Origin of the sequence: Parasphingorhabdus sp., assembly GCF_039982415.1 — a bacterium.
Lineage (GTDB): Bacteria > Pseudomonadota > Alphaproteobacteria > Sphingomonadales > Sphingomonadaceae > Parasphingorhabdus.
The window spans coordinates 553,805-573,509 of record NZ_JBDWYL010000007.1 but is presented as its reverse complement, the minus strand read 5'-3'; the positions used below and the strand labels follow the sequence as shown (position 1 = coordinate 573,509).

Genomic DNA, 19,705 nt, shown 5'->3' with positions numbered 1-19,705 from the left:
CAGTCATGCCGCCAGGCGTGCTGCTGGGTAGCTATGTATGGACGGGATAACCGCTGAAAGCATCTAAGCGGGAAGCCTCCCTCGAGATAAGTTATCATAGAGTCGTGGAAGACCACCACGTTGATAGGCTGGGTGTGGAAGTGCAGTAATGCATGAAGCTAACCAGTCCTAATTACTCAATTCGCGCTTGTAGAATCCCGCCATCAACAACAATGTTGGATCCAGATACTGGAGATACTTTGTCGTTGATGCTGGACATTATAAGCTCAGCCCACGGTAATATGTGCATGGATTTAACATGCATATCTTACCAACAATCATCGATTAAAAGACCCGTGATTACAGCTTATGCGCTTGCTTCATTGCTTGGTGGCCATAGCGCCTGTGACCCACCCGATCCCATCTCGAACTCGGCCGTGAAACCAGGTAGCGCCGATGGTACTTTGTCTTAAGGCATGGAAGAGTAGGTCGTCGCCAGGCATTGCAGCAGGCGCATATAGTTTAGTCACGCGGAAATAACCCATTCACTTTTTCAAAAAGCGGCCTGTCCATTGATTGGGCCGGCCGCTTTTTTAGTTTTGGAAACCGTTACGATACGGCTTTCATTGGTGGCGCGGGATGGAGCAGTCCGGTAGCTCGTCAGGCTCATAACCTGAAGGTCGTAGGTTCAAATCCTACTCCCGCAACCAAAAAGACTAATGAGATCAAAGCATTACAAGCCTCGCTGTTACCAGCGGGGCTTTTTTACGTTTGGGTTTGGAGGTAGCCCATATAATAGGCCGATGACAGCGTATATTGATAGACTGTTGCGATGCGCGCGGGTGGCCAAGATGCTTTCCTTTATCAACCGATCTTCTATTGATAGCTGCGCAGCGCTTCGCTTCTGTGGAGCAAGCCAAAAGGATAGCCAAAATGAATAACGCGTCACAGTTTGAAGACCGTCTGAAACAGGCACCGATTGTTCCGCTTGTTGGTGGAGATGATCCGGATATAGCGGTGGATACTGCGCAAGCACTGAGTGCAGGAGGATTGCGGGTGATCGAAGTGATATTGCGTTCGGATGGCGCAATGGCTTGTATGGAAGCCATTGCCAAGGAAACGACAGATATGATTGTTGGCGCTGGTACCGTTTTAACCGTGGAGCAAGCCGAACAAGCAATATCGCGCGGCGCGCAATTTATTGTTTGTCCCGGATTGGTCGATGCGGTTGCAGAATTTTGCATGGAACAGGATGTTCTTCTCTATGCCGGAACCATGACCGCTGGAGAAGTCCAACGCGCCTATGCGCTTGGTTTGCGAACCGTAAAATTTTTCCCGGCGGCCTTGGCCGGCGGCGTGCCGATGCTGAAGGCTTTATCGTCGGTTTTCCGCGAGATGCAATTTATGCCGACAGGCGGTGTGTCAGCTAAAAATCTGGATATGTTTCTAGCGCTGCCGTCGGTTGTTGCTTGCGGTGGAAGTTGGCTTACACCACCGGATCAAATTGCTGCAGGCAATTTTGATGCCGTGACAAAATTGGCGCGTGAAGCCGTGCAGATTGCGCGCACGGTACGACCCTAATAGGGCTTGTCTCGCTTTCCGTTTCGACCCCTCCCATATTTTCATTGCTTTTGGTGTATTATATATATACTACACATAAGTAATAGAATTTATGGAGAATATAGATGCTGCACCTGAAAAATGTCACCCATGTCTATCCCAATGGCACCAAGGCGCTGGATGATGTGACACTCTCCATACCCAAAGGCATGTTTGGTTTGCTAGGTCCAAATGGGGCGGGAAAATCGACATTGATGCGAACGGTTGCGACCTTGCAGACACCGTCACAAGGCGAGATAAAATTCGGTGATATTGATATATTGACCGATCCTGAAACGCTGCGTGAGCGGCTTGGTTACCTGCCGCAAGATTTTGGCGTTTATCCGCGCGTATCTGCATATGACATGCTGGATCATATGGCGGTTCTCAAGGGGATTGCATCGGCTGCCGATCGCAAAGCCACGGTTGAAACATTGTTGAACCAAACCAATTTATGGGATGTACGGAAAAAGGCAATTGCTGGATTTTCCGGTGGAATGCGGCAGCGCTTTGGTATTGCCCAGGCGTTGATTGGCAATCCAGAATTGATCATTGTTGACGAGCCCACTGCGGGCCTGGATCCGGAAGAACGGAACCGGTTTCTCAATTTATTGGCGGAAATCGGCGAAAATGTAGTTATCATTTTGTCGACTCACATTGTTGAAGATGTAGCGGATCTGTGTCCCAATATGGCGGTCATTGCCAATGGTAAGATACAATTAGAAGGCGCGCCGCTTGATCTGATCGCCAAGACGGAAGGCACCATCTGGTCAAAAACGATCAAGCGGGAAGAGCTGGAGCAATATCGCGATAAATATGAAGTCATCACCACCCGTCTTTTCGCCGGGTCTACCATCATTCACATATTGGCGCCGGATAACCCTGGAAACGGGTTTGAAGCCGTAGATGGGGGGTTAGAGGACGTCTACTTCTCGACCCTTGCTGCGACCCGCCGCGAGTCTGTCAATCCATCACAAGCAGCCTGAGCGGGGAGATAGTCATGTTCGCTAAAATTGCTGCATTCGAGCTGCGTTACCAATTCAAAAACCCTGTGTTTTGGGTGGTTTCGATTTTATTCTTCCTGCTTACTTTTGGTGCGATGACGGTTGATGGAATCTCAATCGGCAGCGGCGGTAATGTAAATGCCAATAGTCCGGTTGCGATTGTGCAGATCCATCTGATTCTGACATTATTCTTCATGTTTGTGACCACTGCTTTTGTCGCAAATGTCATTGTACGTGACGACGAAAGCGGCTTCGGACCGATGGTACGTTCAACGCGTGTGAAAAAATTCGACTATCTTTTAGGCCGCTTTACCGGCGCTTTTCTGGCGGCCGCGATTGCGTTTCTGTCGGTGCCATTTGCGATCTGGCTAGGATCTCTGATGCCCTGGCTGGACCAGGAAACTCTGGGGCCAAACCAGCTGCAACATTATGCTTATGCCTATGTCTTGATGGCGCTTCCGGGGATATTCCTGACCTCCTGCATATTCTTTGCGGTGGCGACGCTGACCCGGTCGATGATGTATAGTTATCTGGGTGTTGTTGTCTTATTGGTGCTCTACATTGTCTTCAATATCAGTACCGACAATATGCCGGAACTACGCGAGTTTACCGGTTATGCGGATCCCTTTGGTTTCGCGACTTTCAACAATGTCATTCGCTATTGGACCGCATCGGAATCCAATAGTTTATTACCGGCCATTGAAGGCACGCTTGTCTGGAATCGGTTGATTTGGATTGGTGTATCATTCAGTGCCTTGGCCTTGGCCTATCGCTGGTTCAGTTTTGCGGAACGCGGTATCTCGGCTCGCAAAGCACAGAGTCAAGCCAAAAAGGCAGCGAAGTTGGCGACCGTCAATCCGCAAATTATCGATATACTACCCGAGACCAGTGAACAGGGAGCGGCGTGGAGTCGCTTGGTATCACGAACCCGTTTTGAAATGGTACAGGTGTTCAAAAGCCCGGCCTTTTTTGTCCTGCTGCTTATCGGCCTGTTCAATGCCAGCGGGGCGCTTGCTTTTGGCAATGAGATTTATGGTACGCCGGCGCTACCGTTGACCTCTACACTGCTGTTGACGCTTATGGGATCATTCGGGATCATCCCGATTATCATCGCGATCTATTATGCTGGAGAACTGGTCTGGCGGGATCGTGACCGCAAAATGCATGAAATTATAGATGCGACGCCGTTGCCGAATTGGGCTTATATGGTGCCGAAAACAATTGCGGTTACGGGTGTATTGTTTGCAACCCTGTTGATCTCGGTTGTCGCTTCTATTTTGATCCAGCTGTCGCGCGGTTTTACAGATATTGCGATTGACCAGTATTTCCTTTGGTATTTGCTACCTCTGGCAGTCGACATGGTGATTCTGGCCATATTGGCGGTATTTGTACAGGCCCTGAGTCCGAACAAATATATCGGTTGGGGTATCATGGTTATCTATTTTGTCGGAACCCTGACGCTCAACAATATCGGTTTCGAGCATCCGCTTTATCAATATGGCGATACGCCCTTTCCGCAATTTTCCGATCTGAACGGCAATGAGGTCAATGGCGCTGGGGGCTGGTGGCTGCGGTTTTATTGGGGTTCAGTTGCGGCGATATTGGCGATCCTAGCGCATTTCCTGTGGCGGCGGGGAACGGAAGTGAGCCTCATGCCCCGCTTGCGCCAGCTGCCGCGCCGGATGTGGAGTTCGGCCGGTGCTTTGCTAGCTTTCGCTGCGGTGATCGCGATGGGTAGCGGCGCGTATATTTTCTATAATATGAATGTCCTGAACAACTATGTAACTCAGGATGATCAAGAAAAGCAGCTTGCCGACTATGAGAAGAAATTTCTCAAATATGAAGGCCTGAAACAGCCGTCATTTACCGATATCAAGCTAGACATTGCTATCTATCCCGACGAACAGAGGATGGTGGCGAGTGGCGCGATGCAGATCATCAATGACACCGGTGCACCGGTCGAAGTGCTCCACGTTCGTTTCCAGGACCCTAATGTGAAGATTGATGCTGTCGATATTCCCGGTGCCGAGCTGGAAATGGATGACGAGCAGATGAAATATCGCATCTACCGGTTTGACAGTCCAATGCAGGTCGACGAGAAAAGGACTATCAGCTTCCGTTCGTCACGGCAGCAAAAGGGCTTTCGTGCCAGCGGCAATGATACCCGACTGGTCCAGAACGGAACATTCCTGAACAATTCGGAATTTGCACCGCAACTAGGTATGAATCGCAATGGTTTGCTCACAGACCGGCAAACCCGGCGCGAATATGATTTGCCACCCGAACTGCGCCTACCCAAATTGGAAGATGAGTCTGCGCGGGAGCAAAACTATGTCGGTAATGCTGACTGGGTGATATCGGATATCACAGTCAGCACCAGCAAGGATCAAACACCGATTGCGCCAGGCAGCAAGGTCTCCGATGAGATCAAAGGCGAACGGCGCATCGCGCGTTTTGTTTCAGAGCAACCGATATTGGCTTTCTTCTCAGTACAGTCGGCCAGATACGCGGTGAAGGAACGGTCCGCAGATGGCGTTGATATGGCGGTCTATTATCACCCGACTCATGATTTCAATGTCGACACGATGCTCGATGCGACAGAGAAATCGCTGGCTTATTTCAAAGAGAATTTCGGGCCTTATCAGTTTGATTATGCCCGAATTATAGAGTTTCCTGGCTATGCCACCTTTGCACAGGCCTTTGCCGGCACAATTCCGTTCTCCGAACGGATTGGTTTTATTGCTGATAACAGCGACCCGGAAGAAATTGACTATGTGACCTATGTGACGGCTCATGAATTTGGGCATCAATATTGGGCTCATCAATTGATCAGCGCCAATCAACAAGGCGGCACGTTGCTAGTAGAAACCATGGCGCAATATTCTGCTCTGATGGTAATGAAAGAGCTATATGGCGAAGATAAAATTCGCCGCTTTTTGAAATATGAACTCGACCGCTATCTCGGCGCACGTGGCAGCGAAGCGATCGAAGAATTGCCGCTTAACCGCGTTGAAGATCAAGGCTATATTCATTACCGAAAAGGCGCGGTGGTGATGTATTTGCTGCAGGACCGGTTAGGCGAAGAACGGGTTAATGTCATGTTGGCCGCTTTGTTGGATCGCTATCGTTTCAAAAGCCAGCCTTATGCCAGTTCAACCGATCTGGTCGATGGTTTTAAGTCCCTGGCGCGCAACGATGCAGAACTTCAACTGGTGAGCGATCTACTGGAACGGATTACCATCTATGACTTGAAAGCCGAAGAAGCGACCGTGAAAAAGCGTTCTGACGGGCGTTTTGAAACGACGCTGAAAGTCAAGGCCTCCAAATATTATGCTGACGGTAAGGGAAAAGAGACAGCATCCACGTTGGCGGATGATATCGATATCGGCCTGTTTACTGCAAAACCGGGCATCGGAGCGTTTGGCAAACAGGACGTCATAAATATGGAGCGCAAGCGGATTAGTTCCGGTGATCAAGTCATCCGTATTGTTACTGACAAAAAACCCGAATTTGTCGGTATTGATCCTTATAATAAATATGTCGACCGCAACGGCGATGACAATGTGATTGCCGTATCGGACAGCTAGGCTGGCAACCCAAGCGACAATAAAAAACGGCGGCGCTTTTCAGCACCGCCGTTTTTTTATCCACTGATGCGGATATTTAAACTTTAGAATTCGTAACGAACACCCAATTGGATCCGCCAGATTGATGATGAGAAGCTAACGTTATTATCATCATCTGGGTTGAAACCAGAGATGATGTAACGGCCTTGCGCATCAACACCACCGTCGACCAAATCAACAAAATTGCCAACCGGATTGAAGGTATTCCATCCGCTGTCCAGCATGTTCAGGACGTTGTCGAAATCAGCGAAGAATTCGATCTTATCTTCGAGACCGAACAAATGCCCTGGTCCAGGAAGTTCCTGACTGAAGCGCATGTCGAGATCAAAGACCCAGTCATTACGACAGCTGTTGCGTCTTATGGTTTGACCTGCGGTGAAGTTACATTTTCCAAAGACGTTATTCTGTGGATTGCCGTCTGAGTCCGTGCTGAGCAGCTCGCCATTATTGACGAAGCGCAGCAATTGATCGACCGCACCAGCATCGGAAGATGGTGACAGGTTTGGATCGTTCAATCCGGTTGGAATGTAGAGCAACGCATTGTCATTACCGGATGAGCCATCAGCAAAGACGCCGCCGCCATCAAAGGTCAAACTGAACGGACGACCAGAACGCGCTGAGAAGAAGAAGCCGAGCGAGGTATCAAACTCGTCGATAAACTGCTCTTTCATATTCACAGCAAATGTAATGTTGTGCCGTGTTTCAAAGTTGGACGTTGAAGTGGCTGGGTTTTGGCGATCAAAGGCCGCGGTCACATCAAAGTTTGATGTTGCTGTCGAACTTCCCACGTTCCGGAAGTTGTTCGAGTCGGTGAACGCATAACCAAAGTTCACGCTGACGCTGCCGCCATCGGTAATGATGCCTTTGTTGAAATATTTTGACAGAGCAAAAGATGCAACATGGCTGTCATAAGAGCGACCATTAGTCAGCTGGATAAAGTCATCCAGACGGGTGCCAAAACAATCAGCGGTTACGCCGGTATAAGTTGGCGGTGTTCCACCCGTGCCTTGGAGCTGTGCGTTACAACCAGCGTTTAGCGGGTCAATTGCAGCCAAAATCGGCCGGCCATCTACGGTGAAACCATTCAAGCCCTGCGTAATATTGGGCACTTGAACCAGATCAACAAAGTTTAACGGATCGATGAACCGAGAGTAGATATAATCCACTTTGAGGTTCCAGTCGGAGAAGAACCCGCTATCGGTGCCGAACAATGTATCCACACCAAGGTTTAGGCGGAATACGGTTGGTACATCGAGATCAGGATCCGTGGACTGAGTATCTGCTCCACCTACCGCGGCGGAATTGGACCCTGCCTGAATGGCGCAAGCCGGGATACCGGTAAATTGGCCATTGGCATCAAGAACACTGAAATTCCCATTGGCATCCAGCAGTCCCGCACATTCACCATCGAGCGTATCGCCATTGGCTGACGAGAAGCCATTGTTGGAAAACGCGTTGGAGAAAAACACAACTGGATCACCGCCTGAGAACATTCCAACACCACCGGTAATCGAGGTGTTACGGAAAAATCCTTCATTGTCGAGATCGTAGGTTGCGGCCAAACGCGGCAAGATCACGGGATCAAGGCGACTAAAGGCGTTCGCATTGGTGAAGCCAAAGCGTTGCAAGAAGCTTGGATTGGCGCGCGGCGCATCACCATCATAAAGCTGCACACGCAGACCAGCAGTAACATTCAACTGGTCGGTCGCCTGCCATTCGTCCTGAGCGTAGAAAGAATAGATTTGACGGCCAAATGTTGCCGCTGCTTCATTAATATCACCCGATGGTGTGGAAGCGATTGTCGCTCCACCAAGGGCGCCGCCGACTAGATCATCGGATCCGCCAAAGACGCTCGAGAAAAAGCCGCTGGCTACGACACCATTTTGGAAATCATTCAGATTGCGGAAGAAAATCGTACCCGTTGCATTGATCGCAAACAGGTTGAACACTTCCAAATCGTTCAATTCTGCGCCAAGTTTCAATTGATGATCACCAGCATCGATGTTCATTTGGAATTTGGCTTGATCAACCGTCTGATCCAATTGGTTGGCAGACCGGAAAATACCAGGTCCCGTAGAGAGCCGGCCATTTTGCGTGGTCTGGCCTGCTACAGGTTCAACACCGACAGACAGGCGGACAATAGGATTGTCAGATTGCGCTTCGCCACCGCCGACTGGGCCTTGAACGTCGCCCACTTCAGAACGAGACAAACGCAATTCGGTGGAAATCTTATCGGTCCAGTCAGAATAGAGGCGGACCGAATAATAATCAGAGATTGTGCCTTCATCTTCAAAACTGTTCAGTCCGGTCAATTCCTGACCACCGGAATCCGCTTCGATATTGGTTTCTTCGAGACGTTGATAGGTCGCTTCCAGCCGATGGTCTTCAGTAATATAGGCATCCAAGCGGCCGAAATAACGTACACTGGTTTCATTCAAAGTTCTTGGATAACCGCCAACGTCCTGACCATAGACAGTGTTGGCAATATTGGCGAACTGATCAAATTGCGCTTGTGTTACGAAATTTGCTTCGTTCGGAAAACCGCCACCATTGGGACCAAATTCATTGGCATCACCAAGGTCGGTTTCTTCATAGCCAGCGAAAAAGAACAACCGGTCTGGGATGATTGGACCCGACAAGGTCGCGCCCCAACGCTTTTCGTTAAAGGGATCGACATTGGATGTCCGACCATCGACCGTATCGCCGCGCAGACCGGAGTCGCGATAGGTGAAGAAGGCAGAACCGTGGAACTTATTGCCACCAGACTTGGTGATGACGTTAACGGCACAACCGGTAAAATCAGAATATTCTACGTCAAATGGCGCGAATTCAACCGATGTTTCGCGAATAGCATCAAACGGCAAGGGCAGAGAGTTACGCGCTGCAAAGGGGGTACCGTTCAAACCAAAAGTGTCGGCTTGGACAATGCCATCAACCGTGAAGGTGTTGGAACGGTCATTGCCGCCCAAACAGCTGATCCGGTCCACTTCGTTGGCGCGGTCCAGGCTGACGCGGGGGTCAATCCGGATAATGTCGCGCACATCGCGAGAAAGACTAGGGAAAGATTCCAGCGTGTCGACGCCAAAAGACTGGCCAGGGCCGACCGCCAATTGCGTTACATTCGCACGCGTACCGGTCACGACGATGATATTTTCATCTGCGCCAGAAGCGAGTTCGAAGGTGAATTGGGTATTACCTTGAAGGTTGATGAATATATCTTCAACCGTTTGACCTTCAAAATTGGCCGCCGTCGCGGTGATGGTGAACGGACCACCAGGAACCAAGGAAGCGGATCGGAATTGTCCGTCGCTTGAAGTGGTTACCGTCCGGCTTTGGCCGGTCCGGGTATCCGTAATGACAACTGATGCACCGCCAATGGCGTTGCCGGCATCATCTTTGACCTGACCTTGAATTCCAGATGTAATTTGTTGAGCCGCAGCCGGTGCAGCCATCAGGCCTGCAGTGGAAAGGCTGACAACGCTCGCTGCTAAGAGATATTTCATTTTCATGCTTAAGTTCCCCAATTTGCGGTCTTCGACAGTTGATAAAGAATCAAGGGCGTGGTTTGCGCCTCTTGATCTGAATAATCGACCTGCTCCCTAGGTTGGTAAAATGACAGTTTTGTCTCAATCGCAACGACTTTGTTTTGCGCTGCAGCAATTAGTTTTTATCCACAGTTTATCAAGGGCTTGCAAAATAGGCGTCTTACGGCCAAAAATTTTCCAGTAAATTATCGTAACCTATTGATCTAGCAAAATTATTGCTGATAAAACGGTCTGGAAATCATCGGTGAGGACCGTTTTTGACTGTTGCGAATTTATCACGATATCTGCATGCTTTTGTGATGGCTCAACAAATTTTTCATGCATCGGATCGACCTGTTTGGCGAATACATCGCGCACCGAGTCGGCGGTCCGGCCGCGCTCTCTGACATCACGGTCCAAGCGCCGTTCGAACCGCACGGCGGCCTCGCAACGCACAAATATCGCGAGGTCCAGCAAGCGTCGGAGAGGCGTATGATGCAATATCAATATACCATCGACCAATATGATCGGACGCGGTTCGGTTCGTTCGGTTTCCGCCTTGGGCAAGTGGGTGGGAAAGTCATAAAGCGGCCGGTCAATTGCCTGGCCTTGCTTTAACTGCGCCAATTGCTCGCACATTTTGTCAAAATCAACCGCGTCAGGATGATCGAAATTCGGGCCGCCTTTGCCTTCCGGAGCGTCGCCATAGCCAAAAAAATAGTCATCTTGCGGAAGGATGACGCAGTGATCAGGGCCCAATTTGTTCAACAAAAATTTGGCGAGGGTCGATTTGCCCGAACAGCTGCCCCCGCTAATTCCGACAATTTTGGGCGTCATGCCAATCCAATTTCGCGCAACCGTTCCATGAGATAGTCATGGGCGGTAATCGGTTGCGGATAATGATTGGGATGATTTTCATCCATGCATTCCGGTAGCGTCTCGATCAGATAATCGGGACGAAAATGCAGGAAAAACGGCATAGAATAGCGGGAATGTCCCCGTCGTTCCGGCGGCGGATTGACGACTCGATGGGTTGTTGATGGCAGGCGGTTGTTGGTCAAGCGCTGCAACATATCGCCGATATTGACGGCCAATTCTCCTGCCTTGGGCGTCACAGAGCGCCAATTTCCTTGTTTGTCGAGCAATTCCAGGCCGGCTTCTTCCGCGCCGATTAACAAGGTGATCGTGTTAATATCCTCGTGCGCTGCCGCACGCACGGCTGGGGATTCTGCAGGAACCGGCGGATAATGGATCAGGCGCAAGATGCTGTTCCCATCCCGAACCGTATCATGGAAAAAATCCGGTGTGAGATTTAAAAAACGGGCAATGCCCTCGAGGATGCGCTGACCGGCTTGGTCAAATGCTGAAAAAAGATCGAGATAACATTCTCGAAATCCCTCAAGCTCTTCTGGCCAGATATTGGGACTCATAAATGGTTCAAATTCGTGACCGGCTGGCAATTGTCGTCCAATATGCCAAAATTCCTTCAAATCATGAATGTTGGAATCTTTCGCGGCCTCGGTCCCAAACGGCGTATAACCCCGGGCGCCGCCACCGCCGGCGATATGATATTTGCGCTTGGTGTCTTCGGGCAAGTCGAAATAGGCGCGAGACATTTGCTCGGCCTTGGCGATGAGGTCGCTGGAAATGCCATGATCCGAGATAATAGCAAAGCCCCAATCGGAAAATGATTGGCCAATGCGTTGGGCAAAGGCATCTTGGTCGTTGTCGGCAACGGCCAATGAAATGGATGATAAAATATCAGGGGTTTGAGACATAAGGCTATGATGCTCCGTGAAACCGGTTTGTCAATCCAGGTGATTAACCCAGCGACAAAAAGAGTCCGGCTAAAGCCGCGCTCATCAGATTGGCTAGCGACCCTGCCGCCAACGCGCGCAAGCCCAGACGGGCGATGACGGGTCGTTGGTTTGGAGCCAAGCCACCGGTCACGGCCAGCTGGATAGCGATAGAAAGAAAATTGGCAAAACCGCACAGGGCAAATGTCACAATGGCAACCGTGGTTGGAGACAGGCTATCACCCATATTACCCAAATCACTAAATGCGACAAATTCGTTCAAAACAACTTTGGTGCCAAAGAGGCCGCCAGCGGCAAAGGCTTCTTCCCAAGGCACACCCAAAAGGAACATGATGGGGGCAAATATGTAGCCGATAATTTGTTGAAAGCTCAATTCGGGCTGGCCGAACCATCCGCCTACTCCGCCTAAAATCCCATTAGCCAGCGCCACCAAAGCCACAAATGCAAGCACCATGGCGCCTACCGCCACGGCAATTTTGACACCGGTCTGCGCGCCCATTGAAGCGGCCATGATAATATTGGCGGGTTTTTCTTCTTCATAGTCGACCGCAACGACCAGCTCTTCCGGGGCTTCGGCATCCGGATCGTCGGGCATGATGATTTTCGCCATTAAAATCCCCCCAGGTGCTGACATGAAGGCCGCGGCGAGCAGATAGTCTATGCGGATACCCATCGAAGCATAAGCTGCCAATATTGTCCCAGCAACGCCCGCCATACCGACGCTCATCACTGTGAATAGCTGCGATTCCGTGAGCTTTGCCAAATAGGGCCGGATCACCAACGGTGACTCCGATTGGCCAACGAAAATATTCGCTGCCGCGCACAGCGATTCAACTTTTGAAATGCCAGTAACTTTCTGGATTCCTCCGCCAACCCATTTGATGATGAATTGCATGATGCCCAGATAATAGAGGATCGAAATGAGGGCCGAGAAGAATATGATCACCGGCAATGCCGCGATCGCGAAACTATTGCCGCCCATTTCCGGTGTCGCCAGCGGGCCAAAGATGAAATTTGTGCCATCCGCTGCATAGCTGAGAAGATTGGATACGCCGGTGGACATGGCTTCAATGATATTTTTGCCCGCCGGGATATATAAAACAAGAATAGCGATGCTAGCCTGGAGCGCGAACGCGGCTGCCACAACCCGCAAACGGATATTCTTTCGTGAATTGGAAAGCAGGAAGGCAAGAAAGAGGATCACGGCCATACCGGCCAAGCTGGTTAGAACAGAAGTCATGCGCGTTTCTCGCTGGTGTACATTACCATGTTACTTCCCCTTTTCCACCTGTAAAGCTTGATGCTAGCTGATCCAATATATCGTCAATATCATCGCTCATGACCAATTGCTCCCGGCGCGCGGTGGACATGAATCCATGACCAGCAACATTGTCGAGGAAAGCCGTGAGTGAATCCCAATAGCCGTTGACGTTGAGCAATCCGATGGGTTTGCCATGATAGCCAAGCGCTTTCCACGTCCAAGCTTCGAACAATTCATCCAAGGTTCCGATTCCGCCCGGTATCGCGACAAAGCCGTCGGTAAGCTCGGTCATCTTGGCTTTGCGTTCGTGCATCGATTGGACAACATGCAATTCCGTCAACCCGGTATGGGCGACTTCATGATCTTTCAACATTTCAGGAATGACGCCAAAAACTTTGCCGCCGCCAGCCAGCACAGCATCAGCGACAATGCCCATCAAGCCCAGACGACCGCCGCCAAATACCAGATCAATATTGCGCTCGGCCATGGTTTGACCGAGGCGCTTTGCCGTATCTGCAAATGCAGGGTCACCTCCGGCGCTTGCGCCGCAATAAACCGCTAATCTTTGCACAAATTCCCCTTTGGATCGACTTTCTATCCTTGAACCGAAACGGTCCGGTGATACCAGACCCTCTCTTGTTTCTTCCCTAGAGGAAAATGGCGCAGAGTCACGATTCCTTTTTTCACCTTTGGTTTTGGTACTTTTTTTTCCGCGCGCACCACGCTAGACAATCGCGATGACAGCCAATTCAGAAACTCAAAACATCCCGCGCGGCCTTTTTGTAATCAGCATTCTCTATGGCGGCATGGCGAGTTTGGCTGGCATTTTGGGCAATAAACTGGTCGCGCTCGGGCCTTTAGCCGTTGAGGCTGGGATTTTCGCGTTTATCTTGCTGGTCGTTTTGTCGAGCGCCGTTGCGGAGGTCTATGGCCGTGCAACCGGCAATAAAATTGTTGTCTATGGCTTTGTTCCGATCATTGTATCGATGATTTTGATCCAACTGGTTCTGGCCTTGCCTCCGGCCTCCTTCTGGGAAGAGGAAAAGCGCATCGCCTTTGACATTATCTTGAACCAATCGACTCGGCTGATGTTCGCGGGGATAATTGCCTATGGTACCTCTCAACTTCTCAATGTCTTTCTGATCACGCGATTAAAAGGGGAAAGCGGAAAGTTTCTATGGCTGCGCAGTATGATTGCCGGGGTTGTCAGCCAAGCCGTCGACACAGTGATTTTCATTACCATCGCTTTTTACGGCGTCGCTCCATTGATGAAAATCATGCCCGGACAATTATTGGCCAAAATCATCCTTTCGGCAATTTTCGTTCCGCCTTTGGTTTACGCTATTGTCCGGATGGCCAAGCGTATGGACAGCTAGTGCGATTGGTTCGCCTTTGCCTGTTCGGGTTAGCGGCACTGGTTGGGGCTTGCTCCGCACCAGCCGAGAAACCGGCAACAGCAAGCGGGCTCAACATCGTCACCATTGTCGGCGCCATTCACGGTCAACACCGTCGCAGTCAACAATATTCCCTGACGAAATTAAACGACGCGATAGTAAGGTTTAACCCCGATATTATCATGGTGGAATTACCGCCCGAGCGCTTTGCTATCGCCCAAGCCAATTTCAATCAATTTGGGGAAGTGAGAGAAAGTCGTACGGATGATTTTCCGGAATTAATTGATGTCGTCTTTCCGTTGTCGAAGGAACGGACGTTCAAGATGGTTCCGGTTGCTGCTTGGACGCAAAAAATAGCGGATGACCGGCGTGCGGCATTAGCGAAACTTCAACAAGATCCCTTGCGAGCAGCGCAATGGAAGCAGCATCAAGCTGCCGTTGCAGCTTATAACAAAGCGGTGCGGGGACGTTCTGATGATCCCGCATTCATCCACAGTTCCGGCTATGATGCTGCGGTGAAAGCGCGTCAGGAAAATTATGAAAATCTGTTCGGCGATGATTTGGGTGCTGGCGGCTGGGAAACGATCAACGCTGCCCATTTTAAAAAAATCGCCGCAGCATTGGATAGCGTCCAGGGCCAAGGGAAGAGGATATTAATTCTCTACGGGGCTTGGCATAAATATTGGATTTTGGAACAATTGGAAAAGCGCCGCGATATTCAAATCGTGAACGCCGCTCGATTTTTTGACGATTAGTTGAGGGTGGTTTTCTGGTTTTCCCGCGCCAGCTGTGCTGGTGTATCAATGTCGATGAACTGATCAGAATTTCCGGCAACCTTATGGGCTTGATCGAGCAATTTTCGGGCCCCGTGATCACCGCTTAAATTTTGCAGCGCCTCCAACCTGTCCGCTGGGAAAATGGCTGGCGGTATCGGGCCATTTTGGGCGGCGGATGCAATAATATCTTGTTGTCCTAGTCGATTAAAATCGTCGTATAAGCGTTGAACATGCCTGGCGTCGATATAGGGCATATCCGCCAAGCAAATGCAGAGCCCTGTCGCGTGATGTGTTTGTGCATAATGCGCCGCGCGGCGAACCGATGATGATTGGCCATGCTCTGCGGCGTCATTGACAATTATTTCATAGCCCAGATCTTGCCATTGTCTCGCGCAGGGATGATCAGATTGTCCGGCTATGACAATGCACTGGCCAAAAGGGAGGTCGGCTAGCCGGCCAGCTGCATGGACGCCGAGCATCTTGCCGTGCAGTTTCGCGGAAAGCTTGTCTTCCTGGCCAAAGCGCCGAGACTCGCCGGCCGCGAGAAGGGCCAATATAATCCGGTCCTTCGCGGCTGCAATCAATTGGCGGAACTATCTTCAATATAAGCGATAATAGCGGCGCGTTGATCAGCATCAGAAACCGCGCCAGCCATCATGGTGGTGCCAGGAATTTTTGCCGCTGGATTGGCGAGAAAGCTGTCAAGTTCCTCTTTCGACCATGTGATCCCGGAACTGGTCATGGCCGCCGAATAGCGGAAATCGCTAACCGCGCCTGCTGCTTGGCCAATAATCCCATTGAGATTGGGGCCGATCCGATTGCCATCGCCCTTTTTTATCGTGTGACAGGCAATGCAGCTATTGAAAGCTTGCTTACCTGCTTCTGCCAAGGCGCTGCCCGCTTCATCCGCAGCGGGCGTTTGGGAAGCATCGGGTGCGGATGGTTGGGCACCGGGTTCGCGGACAATGATTTGTTCCGTGGGCTCGGGAGCAGGGTCTGAGCCACAAGCCGCCAATGCCATAAGCAAACATGGTGATAAGGCACGCAATTTCGCTTTCATGATATCTTCCTTCAATCTCTTGATCTTGGCGTTAGGTGAATTGAGCCTTGCTCAATGGCAGTTCGCGAACGCGTTTGCCCGTCGCCGCGAAAATGGCATTGGTCACTGCTGGTGCTAGTGGGGGCAATCCAGGTTCGCCAGCACCGCCCAATTTCTTGTGATCACCGTTGATAATCTCGACTTTAACATCGGGCATCTCATTGATCCGCAAAATGGGATAGTCGTGAAAATTGCTTTGTTGAACGGCTCCGTTTTTGATGGAAATTTCGCCATAAAGCGCCGCGGTTAAACCAAAAGCAATGCTGCTTTCCATTTGCGCCGCAAAGCCGTCGGGATTGACCGCAAAACCAGGATCCGCTGCAACATAAACTGTTTTCACTTTCAGTTTTGCACCGGTCATATCCACTTCCGCGACTTCGGCGACAATCGTACCAAATGAAGGGACAAAGGCGATTCCGCGGCCATGGCCAGCGGGGAGGGGTTGGTCCCAACCTGACATTTCCGCGACCTTGTCGAGAACTTTTAAATGGCGCGGAGAACCGGCCAGCAGTTCGCGGCGAAAGGCATAGCCATCTTTTCCGGCCGCATGCGCCATTTCATCAACGAAGCTCTCGATAAAATAACCATGCTGGCTATGATCGACCGAACGCCAGGGACCAAAACGCAAATGGGTTGGCACATCAATCTTGCGGATCTTGTGATTGGCAATTTTATAATAAGGAACGGTTGGTGCTTCTTGCGGATCAAATAAATGGGTGTGAATGTTGCTCCAACTGACCGCTTTGCCATTTTCATCCAGACCGCCTTGGAAACGGCTGGTTGCCGATGGGCGATAATGATCTTGCGTGGTATCTTCTTCACGCGACCAGATCATTTTTACGGGATATTGCGTGGCTTTGGCGATGCGCGTGGCCATGATGATCACATCCATTTCAGAGCGGCGTCCAAAACCTCCGCCGAGAAAGGCATTGTGATAGGTGACATTGTCATAATCAATGCCGCTCACCTCCGCTGCCGTCTTGCGCGCCATGAGCGGTGATTGTGTGCCAGACCAGACATCGCATTTGCCGTCGCGAACCCAGGCGGTGCAGTTCATCGGTTCCATCGTCGCATGAGCGAGGAAGGGTACTTTATATTCCGCCTCGATCTTGGTCGCGGCATTGGCAAACGCGTTCGTGACATCGCCGTTTTCAGTTTCCACATCACCTTCGCTATCGCCGGCTTCATCGAGCATTGTCGCATAGCGGGCAAACAGCGCATCTTGGTCGAGAGTGTCGCCTTCGGTTTTGGAATAGCGGGTTTCGATTGTTGCCAAAGCCTGTTCGGCTTGCCAGTAGCCATCGGCCACTACAGCGACAAAATCCCCCATATTTAAAATCTGCAGCACACCAGGCATGTTCTTGGCGACGGAGGCATCCATGGATTCAACCGTTGCGCCCACCACGGGGGCTGCTTTGACCGCAGCATATTTCATGTCAGGCAAATCCGCATCAATCCCGAATATTGCGCTGCCATCTGATTTTGCCGGTATGTCGGTGCGCGCGATGGTTTTGCCCATCAGTTTATAATCTTTGGGAGATTTTAACGTCGGTTTGGCCGGTAGGTTTTGTTCGGCTGCTGCTTCTGCAAAATTGGCAAAAGGTTCAGATTTTGAGGACTTGTCATGGATTACCATGCTGTTTTCAGTCCGCAGTTCAGCGGCCGGGACCTTCCATTTTTCAGCAGCGGCAGCCACCAGCATTTCGCGAGCGGCGGCGCCAGCGGTGCGCATCGCGCGTTGGCCGGTTCCGCGAATGGAAAAGCTGCCGCCGGTAATTTGTAAGGTCATCGCCGTGGCGAGGGAGAGAAAACTGCCGCTTACGGTGGGTTCGAGTATTTCGGGAACTTCGAGATTGGGCGCGAGAAATTCGCGGCCAATATGCGACGAGGAATATTTGGCATCAGCTGGCGCTTCCAATATCCGCACCTTGCTCCAATCCGCGTCCAGTTCATCGGCGAGCATTTGCGCCAGCGAGGTAAAGATACCTTGCCCCATTTCGACATGCGGGACGATTGCGGTGACAATATTTTCCGCGTCAATTTTAACCCATGCGTTGATGAGTTTTTCCCCTTCGCCTTTGGCAACCAGCGGCGACAATTGATCGACAGGATTGCCCGGACGGACAGCAATGCCCACCACAAGGGCGCCGCCCGCGGCAACACCGGCCCCAATAAACGCGCGTCTTGTCCATTTGCCCATGATCAAGCCTCCTGCGTTTCTGAGGACAAGCCAGCTGCGGCTTTAATCGCCTTGCGGATCCGGACATAGGTGCCGCATCGGCATATATTGCCCGCCATGGCCGCGTCAATTTGGTCATCGCTGGGATTGGGGTTTTTCTTCAACAAGGCAGTGGCCGACATGATCTGGCCGGATTGGCAATAGCCGCATTGTGCCACTTGTTCATCAACCCAGGCCTGTTGGACTTTAGTAAATGTCCCATCCTGATCGGCGAGGCCCTCAATGGTGGTAATCGCTTTGCCATCGGCTTCGGACACCGGTGTGGAGCAGGATCGAACAGGTTGGCCATCAACATGGACTGTGCACGCTCCGCATAAGGCCACGCCACAACCAAATTTTGTGCCTGTCATTTTTAGATTTTCACGAACCACCCATAAAATAGGCGTCGCCGGATCAACATCGACCTCCTTGATCTGGCCGTTGACGTTCAATTTTATCATGGGAGCCTCATCGGGATAAAGTGCATAGTGTTTTGAAACCTATATCGAAGGAAGTTGGTCAAGCCAAGCCATTGTCGGGCGAGATCGGCGGTTACGCGAAAATATCGGATAGCCTGTCGGTAAACGGTCCTTCTTTCACAGTGCGCAATTCAACATAAAGAGCGGCGATTCCCGCTGCCTGCGCGGCACCGACGACGGTTTCTACCAGGACGGTCACGAAGATCGAAGTAATTGGGCTGAACAATCCTATCGCTTCGCCCATGCCGGATATCATTCCAGACGCGATCATGAAAAGGATGAACAGTAAAAATATCATGCCTTTGGAACCGCTGGTCAATTCTGCGCTGCGTTTCAGGGAATCCATGATGCCTAAATTTTCCACCACCAATATGGGCGCCGCAATACACCACATCAGGAATAAGATCACGCCGGGAATGATGAACAAAAACAACCCGAAGATCATCGCCACGAACGACAAAATGGTCAATCCGACAAGCGGCAAAAACCGTTTCACAGCTTCGCCAAAGCACAGCCCAATATCGACATGCTGGTTGCGTATGTCCCGGATCGTGGCGACAATCATCATAGCCTGAAGCAGGATTCCGAAAAGAAACATGACGAAGAACATACTCATGGCAGAGAGTGTCCAACTCATCCAATGTTCGCCTAATATCGCGACCAGCTCAGCCAGAAAAGCGGATCCGAACTGGTCTTCGCTCCATGCAAAAAGTTGCAGCATCCCTTGAGGCATGCCGGCTACCAACAGCGACAAACCGAAAAAAACAACCGGATGCCGCATCATCACCGCGAAAGTGGCGGTCATCACACGGCCGATATCAAATGTCATGAACGCATCGCCCCTGTTGATTGGCTGCTGACTATCCGGGCTATTCGCGAGGCTGTCAATCCATCCATCAAAGGTCTCTTTGCGCGTCATAAGCTATCTT

The 19,705-nt window shown here is 50.9% G+C and carries 15 protein-coding genes, 1 tRNA gene and 2 rRNA genes; 8 read left to right on the top strand and 10 right to left on the bottom strand.

Annotated features, from left to right (window positions below; all coding sequences use genetic code 11):
* The 6 genes from ABJU74_RS12525 to ABJU74_RS12500 all read left to right on the top strand — a co-directional run.
* Window positions 1-191 (top strand): 23S ribosomal RNA (locus ABJU74_RS12525); the annotation flags it as partial.
* A gap of 174 nt (window positions 192-365) precedes the next feature.
* A 5S ribosomal RNA gene (gene rrf, locus ABJU74_RS12520) occupies window positions 366-480 on the top strand.
* Window positions 481-612: 132 nt separating this feature from the next.
* A tRNA-Met gene (locus tag ABJU74_RS12515) sits at window positions 613-689 on the top strand.
* Window positions 690-912: 223 nt separating this feature from the next.
* Entirely contained in the window at window positions 913-1,560 is a 648-nt protein-coding gene (eda, locus tag ABJU74_RS12510) for a bifunctional 4-hydroxy-2-oxoglutarate aldolase/2-dehydro-3-deoxy-phosphogluconate aldolase (protein ID WP_348384552.1), read from the top strand.
* Between the two features lie 104 nt (window positions 1,561-1,664).
* Window positions 1,665-2,564 (top strand): ABC transporter ATP-binding protein, encoded by a 900-nt coding sequence (locus ABJU74_RS12505; protein ID WP_348384551.1) that lies wholly within the window; start codon window positions 1,665-1,667, stop codon window positions 2,562-2,564.
* Window positions 2,565-2,578: 14 nt separating this feature from the next.
* On the top strand, window positions 2,579-6,169 hold the full coding sequence (locus tag ABJU74_RS12500; protein ID WP_348384550.1) for a M1 family aminopeptidase: 3,591 nt from the start codon (window positions 2,579-2,581) through the stop codon (window positions 6,167-6,169).
* 83 nt (window positions 6,170-6,252) lie between these two features.
* Here the strand turns inward: ABJU74_RS12500 and ABJU74_RS12495 are convergent, their stop codons facing one another.
* The 5 genes from ABJU74_RS12495 to ABJU74_RS12475 form a co-directional block, all read right to left on the bottom strand.
* Complete coding sequence (locus ABJU74_RS12495) at window positions 6,253-9,717, bottom strand: carboxypeptidase regulatory-like domain-containing protein (protein ID WP_348384549.1); 3,465 nt, start codon at window positions 9,715-9,717, stop codon at window positions 6,253-6,255.
* A gap of 231 nt (window positions 9,718-9,948) precedes the next feature.
* Window positions 9,949-10,569, bottom strand: coding sequence for a uridine kinase (gene udk, locus ABJU74_RS12490; RefSeq protein ID WP_348384548.1), 621 nt, complete (start codon window positions 10,567-10,569; stop codon window positions 9,949-9,951).
* Complete coding sequence (locus ABJU74_RS12485) at window positions 10,566-11,510, bottom strand: 2-oxoglutarate and iron-dependent oxygenase domain-containing protein (RefSeq protein WP_348384547.1); 945 nt, start codon at window positions 11,508-11,510, stop codon at window positions 10,566-10,568. Before ABJU74_RS12485 ends, udk begins: the two co-directional genes overlap by 4 nt.
* A 43-nt stretch (window positions 11,511-11,553) precedes the next feature.
* The gene (locus tag ABJU74_RS12480; protein ID WP_348384546.1) at window positions 11,554-12,789 is read right to left on the bottom strand and encodes a NupC/NupG family nucleoside CNT transporter; all 1,236 of its coding nucleotides are present in this window, start codon (window positions 12,787-12,789) and stop codon (window positions 11,554-11,556) included.
* A gap of 22 nt (window positions 12,790-12,811) precedes the next feature.
* On the bottom strand, window positions 12,812-13,381 hold the full coding sequence (locus ABJU74_RS12475) for a TIGR00730 family Rossman fold protein (protein ID WP_348384545.1): 570 nt from the start codon (window positions 13,379-13,381) through the stop codon (window positions 12,812-12,814).
* 166 nt (window positions 13,382-13,547) lie between these two features.
* Between ABJU74_RS12475 and ABJU74_RS12470 the strand changes: the two genes are divergently transcribed.
* Together ABJU74_RS12470 and ABJU74_RS12465 are read left to right on the top strand one after the other, a co-directional pair.
* Window positions 13,548-14,186 (top strand): queuosine precursor transporter, encoded by a 639-nt coding sequence (locus ABJU74_RS12470; RefSeq protein ID WP_348384544.1) that lies wholly within the window; start codon window positions 13,548-13,550, stop codon window positions 14,184-14,186.
* Window positions 14,186-14,959, top strand: coding sequence for a hypothetical protein (locus ABJU74_RS12465; protein WP_348384543.1), 774 nt, complete (start codon window positions 14,186-14,188; stop codon window positions 14,957-14,959). The genes ABJU74_RS12470 and ABJU74_RS12465 overlap by 1 nt, the downstream gene beginning before the upstream one ends.
* On the opposite strand, the gene ABJU74_RS12460 is transcribed toward ABJU74_RS12465, so the two are convergent.
* The 5 genes from ABJU74_RS12460 to ABJU74_RS12440 all read right to left on the bottom strand — a co-directional run bounded on the left by ABJU74_RS12460 (window position 14,956) and on the right by ABJU74_RS12440 (window position 19,695).
* Window positions 14,956-15,534: a nucleotidyltransferase family protein gene (locus tag ABJU74_RS12460; protein WP_348422575.1), complete on the bottom strand. Its 579-nt coding sequence runs from the start codon at window positions 15,532-15,534 to the stop codon at window positions 14,956-14,958. The genes ABJU74_RS12465 and ABJU74_RS12460 overlap by 4 nt on opposite strands.
* 26 nt (window positions 15,535-15,560) lie before the next feature.
* Complete coding sequence (locus tag ABJU74_RS12455) at window positions 15,561-16,040, bottom strand: c-type cytochrome (protein WP_348384541.1); 480 nt, start codon at window positions 16,038-16,040, stop codon at window positions 15,561-15,563.
* A 31-nt stretch (window positions 16,041-16,071) separates the two neighbouring features.
* Entirely contained in the window at window positions 16,072-18,279 is a 2,208-nt protein-coding gene (locus tag ABJU74_RS12450; RefSeq protein ID WP_348384540.1) for a molybdopterin cofactor-binding domain-containing protein, read from the bottom strand.
* Window positions 18,280-18,281: 2 nt separating this feature from the next.
* Window positions 18,282-18,758, bottom strand: a complete 477-nt coding sequence (locus tag ABJU74_RS12445; RefSeq protein WP_348384539.1) for a (2Fe-2S)-binding protein — start codon at window positions 18,756-18,758, stop codon at window positions 18,282-18,284.
* Between the two features lie 91 nt (window positions 18,759-18,849).
* Complete coding sequence (locus tag ABJU74_RS12440; protein WP_348384538.1) at window positions 18,850-19,695, bottom strand: hypothetical protein; 846 nt, start codon at window positions 19,693-19,695, stop codon at window positions 18,850-18,852.
* Between the last annotated feature and the right edge of the window lie 10 nt (window positions 19,696-19,705).

What these genes read in the sequence shown, in the direction of transcription:
- eda (WP_348384552.1), top strand. Translation starts at nt 913, where the DNA reads ATGAATAACGCGTCACAGTTTGAAGACCGTCTGAAACAGGCACCGATT.
- ABJU74_RS12505 (WP_348384551.1), top strand. Translation starts at nt 1,665, where the DNA reads ATGCTGCACCTGAAAAATGTCACCCATGTCTATCCCAATGGCACCAAG.
- ABJU74_RS12500 (WP_348384550.1), top strand. Translation starts at nt 2,579, where the DNA reads ATGTTCGCTAAAATTGCTGCATTCGAGCTGCGTTACCAATTCAAAAAC.
- ABJU74_RS12495 (WP_348384549.1), bottom strand. Translation starts at nt 9,717, where the DNA reads ATGAAAATGAAATATCTCTTAGCAGCGAGCGTTGTCAGCCTTTCCACT.
- udk (WP_348384548.1), bottom strand. Translation starts at nt 10,569, where the DNA reads ATGACGCCCAAAATTGTCGGAATTAGCGGGGGCAGCTGTTCGGGCAAA.
- ABJU74_RS12485 (WP_348384547.1), bottom strand. Translation starts at nt 11,510, where the DNA reads ATGTCTCAAACCCCTGATATTTTATCATCCATTTCATTGGCCGTTGCC.
- ABJU74_RS12480 (WP_348384546.1), bottom strand. Translation starts at nt 12,789, where the DNA reads ATGACTTCTGTTCTAACCAGCTTGGCCGGTATGGCCGTGATCCTCTTT.
- ABJU74_RS12470 (WP_348384544.1), top strand. Translation starts at nt 13,548, where the DNA reads ATGACAGCCAATTCAGAAACTCAAAACATCCCGCGCGGCCTTTTTGTA.
- ABJU74_RS12455 (WP_348384541.1), bottom strand. Translation starts at nt 16,040, where the DNA reads ATGAAAGCGAAATTGCGTGCCTTATCACCATGTTTGCTTATGGCATTG.
- ABJU74_RS12450 (WP_348384540.1), bottom strand. Translation starts at nt 18,279, where the DNA reads ATGGGCAAATGGACAAGACGCGCGTTTATTGGGGCCGGTGTTGCCGCG.
- ABJU74_RS12445 (WP_348384539.1), bottom strand. Translation starts at nt 18,758, where the DNA reads ATGATAAAATTGAACGTCAACGGCCAGATCAAGGAGGTCGATGTTGAT.
- ABJU74_RS12440 (WP_348384538.1), bottom strand. Translation starts at nt 19,695, where the DNA reads ATGACGCGCAAAGAGACCTTTGATGGATGGATTGACAGCCTCGCGAAT.